The sequence below is a fragment of the Brasilonema bromeliae SPC951 genome (assembly GCF_012912135.1).
Lineage (GTDB): Bacteria > Cyanobacteriota > Cyanobacteriia > Cyanobacteriales > Nostocaceae > Brasilonema > Brasilonema bromeliae.
The window spans coordinates 1-4,774 of the sequence record NZ_QMEB01000339.1 but is presented as its reverse complement, the minus strand read 5'-3'; the positions used below and the strand labels follow the sequence as shown (position 1 = coordinate 4,774).

7 protein-coding genes and 1 pseudogene are annotated in these 4,774 nt (G+C 42.9%); 4 read left to right on the top strand and 4 right to left on the bottom strand.

Annotation, left to right across the window (positions count from 1 at the left end):
• Positions 1–72: 72 nt before the first annotated feature.
• From DP116_RS27060 to DP116_RS27050, 3 genes and pseudogenes are all read left to right on the top strand, one after another.
• Entirely contained in the window at positions 73–945 is an 873-nt protein-coding gene (locus DP116_RS27060) for a shikimate dehydrogenase (RefSeq protein WP_169158074.1), read from the top strand.
• A gap of 13 nt (positions 946–958) precedes the next feature.
• A pseudogene (locus DP116_RS30840) lies at positions 959–1,288 on the top strand (DUF6972 family protein).
• Entirely contained in the window at positions 1,260–1,514 is a 255-nt protein-coding gene (locus tag DP116_RS27050) for a hypothetical protein (RefSeq protein WP_169158073.1), read from the top strand. Before DP116_RS30840 ends, DP116_RS27050 begins: the two are co-directional and overlap by 29 nt.
• 24 nt (positions 1,515–1,538) lie before the next feature.
• On the opposite strand, the gene DP116_RS27045 is transcribed toward DP116_RS27050, so the two are convergent.
• Positions 1,539–2,156: a hypothetical protein gene (locus tag DP116_RS27045; RefSeq protein ID WP_169158072.1), complete on the bottom strand. Its 618-nt coding sequence runs from the start codon at positions 2,154–2,156 to the stop codon at positions 1,539–1,541.
• A gap of 191 nt (positions 2,157–2,347) precedes the next feature.
• Here DP116_RS27045 and DP116_RS27040 point away from each other — a divergent pair, with 191 nt between their 5' ends.
• Positions 2,348–2,857: a hypothetical protein gene (locus DP116_RS27040; RefSeq protein WP_246275821.1), complete on the top strand. Its 510-nt coding sequence runs from the start codon at positions 2,348–2,350 to the stop codon at positions 2,855–2,857.
• A gap of 128 nt (positions 2,858–2,985) precedes the next feature.
• Here the strand turns inward: DP116_RS27040 and DP116_RS27035 are convergent, their stop codons facing one another.
• From DP116_RS27035 to upp, 3 genes are all read right to left on the bottom strand, one after another.
• Positions 2,986–3,258 (bottom strand): YggT family protein, encoded by a 273-nt coding sequence (locus DP116_RS27035; RefSeq protein WP_169158070.1) that lies wholly within the window; start codon positions 3,256–3,258, stop codon positions 2,986–2,988.
• A 153-nt stretch (positions 3,259–3,411) separates the two neighbouring features.
• Positions 3,412–3,771 (bottom strand): ssl2009 family thylakoid membrane protein, encoded by a 360-nt coding sequence (locus DP116_RS27030; RefSeq protein WP_169158076.1) that lies wholly within the window; start codon positions 3,769–3,771, stop codon positions 3,412–3,414.
• Positions 3,772–3,847: 76 nt separating this feature from the next.
• Positions 3,848–4,498 carry a uracil phosphoribosyltransferase gene (upp, locus tag DP116_RS27025; protein WP_169158075.1) on the bottom strand — a complete coding sequence of 217 codons (651 nt, stop codon included), beginning with the start codon at positions 4,496–4,498 and terminating at the stop codon, positions 3,848–3,850.
• Positions 4,499–4,774 lie beyond the last annotated feature (276 nt).

Sequence of the window (4,774 nt, the reverse complement as noted above, 5' to 3'; positions counted from 1 at the left end):
GGCATGTGGCGTCCCTGGGCTAAAGCCACAGGGTTTTCATCTCACCCACTATAATCAACTCATGACAAACCTATGATTACAGGCAAAACTAAATTACTTGGAGTGATTGGGTATCCGGTAGAACATTCACTCTCACCAGTGATGCACAATGCTGCACTTACGCAGTTGGGACTAAATTATGTCTATGTCCCTTTTCCGATAGAACCACAGAATTTAGAGGTCGCTGTCCAAGGCTTTGCTGCTATCGATGTTGTTGGTTTTAACATTACAATTCCACATAAACAAGCAATATTGCCTTTGCTTTGCGAAATTTCACCGATCGCTAAAGCTGTAGGAGCAGTGAATACGGTAAGTCGCAAGGACAACAAATGGATTGGTACAAACACTGATGTGGAAGGATTTCTTGCTCCTTTGCGAACAATGTATAATAATCACCGATTGAGCCAGAGAGTAGCTGTGATTTTAGGCAATGGTGGTGCAGCAAGAGCAGTTGTTGCAGGTTGTGCTGAATTAGGTTTTGACAAGATTTTTGTTGTTGGGCGCAACCTCCAAAAGTTAGAAGAATTTCAGAAGAGTTGGGATCATTTCCGTGAGTCGCAGAATTTACACGTCCACACTTGGGATTCATTGCCAAAACTCATTCCACAAGCAAACCTGCTAGTAAATACAACCCCTATTGGTATGTATCCCAAGGTTGAGGAATCACCTTTGAGTGTAGAGGAAATGGGGAATTTGCCAGCGGGGGCGATCGCCTACGATTTGATATACACCCCTAACCCAACAAAATTTCTCAGACAAGCGCAGCAGGTGGGCGCTATCGCGATTGATGGACTGGAAATGCTCGTTCAACAAGGCGCAGCAGCATTAAAAATCTGGTTACAACAGGACACTGTTCCCGTAGACGTAATGCGCCAAGCTTTGCGACAACATTTGGGTTTATCGTAAGTTCGACCTTTGAATGAGTCTAATTGAGCGAGAACTAACTCTCGATATTAAACATGTTGCCAAGCATCTCCCAGATACTCCCCAAATGCAACAGCTACTTCAAAAAGAATGAAGCGCTCACGTGTTTAATGATGAAGCCACAATGTCTATGGTTACTCAAGCAATCATAGAAAAAGGGGAATTTACAGGAGTCATTCGTGGACATGAACGCTATGGACTATACTTTAACGAACCTGTTGGATATCATCTCAGTATTGACGGTAGTAAAATTCCACTTTATTACGCACAGATGAAAGTAAAAGGAAACAAGTATCATGTTATCCCACGCACAAAACCTAGCTGATAACTGGGAGTTTACAGAGCTATGGATAGATCCAACCGCCTCGCCTCCCTACGTTTTGATTTTATTGAGCGACAGTTCTGGTAAAAGCTGTATTTACGATCCAAGTCAAAATTATCAGTTAGTGTTCAATAGCAACACCTACCTTGAGGCAAAACTTTGGCTACTTGAAGATGAATACGAACGAGTAGAAGGACGACTAAGAGCTTCAGTTTCAGCAACTCCATAATTAAAATTCCGACCCCTTTTTATGCTAAGGACGAACTCCCTCACTCCCTCTTCTCCAATAAACGCGATTCCATTCGTACATACCTTGAATTTCAAACTCAGCACCGTTGTAGAAGCGGACGATGCCGTTGGTTGAGGAAGAATCGCCGTCGCCTATTGTATCAACTTTAATGACAATACAGGAATACCATTCTGGGGTGCAAGGACCATTATCTTGTACCCATTCCCAAACAGCGTTGCAAATTTCAATGCGATCACCCAGTTTCAGCTTGAGGACATCCTCAGTAGAATACTTGTCAAAGTGATATGGTTCAATACGATTCAGCCAAAGCAATCCGTAGCGATCGCGAATAAATTGTACTCCCCCAGAGTCATTTTCATTCAGCCAGTCGTTCAGTAATTGCGCTTTCCATGAGCGATTTTGTTCTTCTTGCGCTTTGACGAACTCTAAAAATGCTTGCAATTCCTCTTTTGTCAGTTCGTCTAGGGGATTAGCGATATCAGACACACCAGTATGAGACCCCTTGATTTGCTCTAAGACTTGCAGTAATATCTCTTTCTGCGTATCACAGAGGGGACAGCTTGCGATATCACAACGATCAAACGCTGCTTGCAAGACTGCTTTCATCTCATCTGGACTCATAAGCTATATAGCAATTGAGAGTTTCATATTTCATAATTATTACAAAAGTTAAAAAGAACTAGCTAATATCTTAAGAGCTAATTTCGGCTAAGCTGAGGTTGAAAATACTACTAAACAGCTTTTCGCCTGTGTTTGTGTTAGTCGCAGCTCTTTTTTTGGTACATTGTTTCGTTATTCTTGTTATTGGAGATATGCAAAAGAAAAATAGCCTACTATCGTTATTAAATTCTGTGTCCTTATTTACAAGGAATAACTCAAAATTCAGGATTCAGTACTCAGGATTCTTGAAGGTGATTTTGATTTCCTGTATCATCGCAGTTGTATCGTGGGTGTTTACGCCAAGCGCCGTAGCGCTGACACAGATTAAACTATTTGACATTTCCTATCACAAATGTCCATCGGAAATAGGAAAAGGATCTGTGACGAGTGGTACAACTATGGCAGCAAATTGCTTTATTGTCACAGGCAAAGCTGAAAATGGGACGTACAAAACAGTTTACGATGCGGATATTTTTGGGCGCATTTATGATGCTAACAATAACTCTGTGATGGAAAACCGTAACCGTCTTGGTTCTATCCAGGAAATTCCACCAGGTGTCAGTGATTTTGAATTGAGGATTTCTGTGGCTGCAAACCAGCCTGAACCTTTGAAGTTGAAGCAGTTCAAGGCGGCTGGATTCAGTGCTCAAGTGCGTAGGTAGTTGGAAAATATGAATATGTAGAGACGTTGCCCTTCGGGTTCGGCAGTTGCTTCAAGTCGGGGAACCCGCCCAACGCACTGCCTCACATGCAACGTCTCTACGAAAGTCAATATATGTGGAGTTTATACTTAACCAACTAATGGAATGGTGCTTAGAGAAGAGAGCAAACTGCTTAATAGGTTGAGTAAGAGAAACGCCAAGATCGGGGAAAAATCAATACCGCCCAATGGGGGAATGATGGAACGGAACAGATTTAGATAAGGATCGGTTATCTGGCTCAATGCAGCAAATGGTTGATTGTACCAGTTGATGCTGGGAAACCATGTCAAGAGGACTCTAATAATCAGTAGAGTACTATAAATCTGTATGAATGTGCTCAGTGTGGTAATCAGTAAATTCATGGATTGCTTGATTTGCTACTAAGTGTCAAATGGGTCTTATCTTCGATTTTAAATGAGGCTAATTCAAATGGCGGTTGCAGATTCTGCATCTGGTCCATGATGAATACTCTTGCCTTTGTAGTTGGCATTTGCTAGAGTTCAATGCTAAGAACGTTAACGTAACTCCTCGCTACGCGACGAAGAACGTTCGTGAATGAGCTGCTCTGAATTGCCATTCACATTCCCTAGCTGCTGTCGCACTTCATCTATTGTGGCATTGAGCTGGGCGATTTTATCTTCAAGCGATCGCCGCGCCACTTCCATTTCCATATTCTCATTTTCCGAAGCTCTCATCTGACGCCTTCTGGCTGCTTTTTTCGCTTCTGTTGAATTGGTGGTCGTTTGAGGTTCTTCCTCTACGATTTCTTCTGGATCACGTCTTGTGGCAACAAGCGTACCAATGATACCACCAACCACACCACCGAAAATTGCTCCGGCAAAAAAACCACTTGCGAAATTATCTTGCTGACTCATAATTTTACTGCCTTGAAGAAACGCTGCATCTGTTGGGTTGTTTTCGCACCTCATGCTGTCTTAGCTGCATACTAGCTTATGTCCCAAAGATGCGATCGCCTGCATCTCCTAATCCTGGTATGATAAATCCCTGATTGTTAACCGTTTCATCAATGGTAGCTGTGTAAACAATTAAACCTGGAAAAGCATCATTCAGTTTTTGTAAAGCTGGCGGTGCTGCTACCACACAGATAATCCGCGTTAGGGCTGGGTCAACACCCCGTTGTGTTAATTCTGCCATTGCATTCATGATTGACCCTCCAGTTGCTAACATTGGATCGGTCACTAACACTCGCGTTTGCGGTGGGAATTTTTCTGGCAATTTGTTTAAGTAACAAGACGGCTGGAGTGTTTTTTCATCTCGCACTAAGCCAAGATGATAAATCGACGCCAAAGGCAACACTGTTTGTGCTCCCTCTAGCAATCCTAGCCCAGCTCGCAGAATCGGGACCACTGCCATTGGAACCGTTGGATCTATTAAAGTTGCTGGGCTGCTATCCAAGGGGGTTTGCACTGTTGCCTCTTGAGTTGGCAACCACTCTCTAGCCGCTTCGTAAGTCAACCAACGTCCCAACTCAGTCATCGCACTGCGAAATAATACGGAGGGTGTAGCAGCATCACGGGCAACTGCTAACCAGTGCTTGATCAGGGGATGGGGTGGTACATAAACACGCAGTTGTAGCGTCATAGCCGGTTTTGGGGCTTTTTCTCTATGGTATAACAACTGAAACATCATAATACTTTTTCTTGTATGCAACTCACTGCTATAATTAGCTCAACAAAAATTTATTGATACTTTTTATCATTAGTAGTTGACATATATTCTCAATCAAAGTTATATTGTATTTTTAGTGTTCTCCTCTCTTTAAGGATCGGCAGACGGGATTGGCCAGCGGTAGCAGGCTTTTCCCTCTTTTTTGTAATAGGGAATAGGGAATAGGGAACAGGGAACAGGGAACAGGGA

What these genes read in the sequence shown, in the direction of transcription:
- upp (WP_169158075.1), bottom strand. Translation starts at nt 4,498, where the DNA reads ATGACGCTACAACTGCGTGTTTATGTACCACCCCATCCCCTGATCAAG.
- DP116_RS27060 (WP_169158074.1), top strand. Translation starts at nt 73, where the DNA reads ATGATTACAGGCAAAACTAAATTACTTGGAGTGATTGGGTATCCGGTA.
- DP116_RS27050 (WP_169158073.1), top strand. Translation starts at nt 1,260, where the DNA reads ATGTTATCCCACGCACAAAACCTAGCTGATAACTGGGAGTTTACAGAG.
- DP116_RS27030 (WP_169158076.1), bottom strand. Translation starts at nt 3,771, where the DNA reads ATGAGTCAGCAAGATAATTTCGCAAGTGGTTTTTTTGCCGGAGCAATT.
- DP116_RS27040 (WP_246275821.1), top strand. Translation starts at nt 2,348, where the DNA reads ATGCAAAAGAAAAATAGCCTACTATCGTTATTAAATTCTGTGTCCTTA.
- DP116_RS27045 (WP_169158072.1), bottom strand. Translation starts at nt 2,156, where the DNA reads ATGAGTCCAGATGAGATGAAAGCAGTCTTGCAAGCAGCGTTTGATCGT.
- DP116_RS27035 (WP_169158070.1), bottom strand. Translation starts at nt 3,258, where the DNA reads ATGAATTTACTGATTACCACACTGAGCACATTCATACAGATTTATAGT.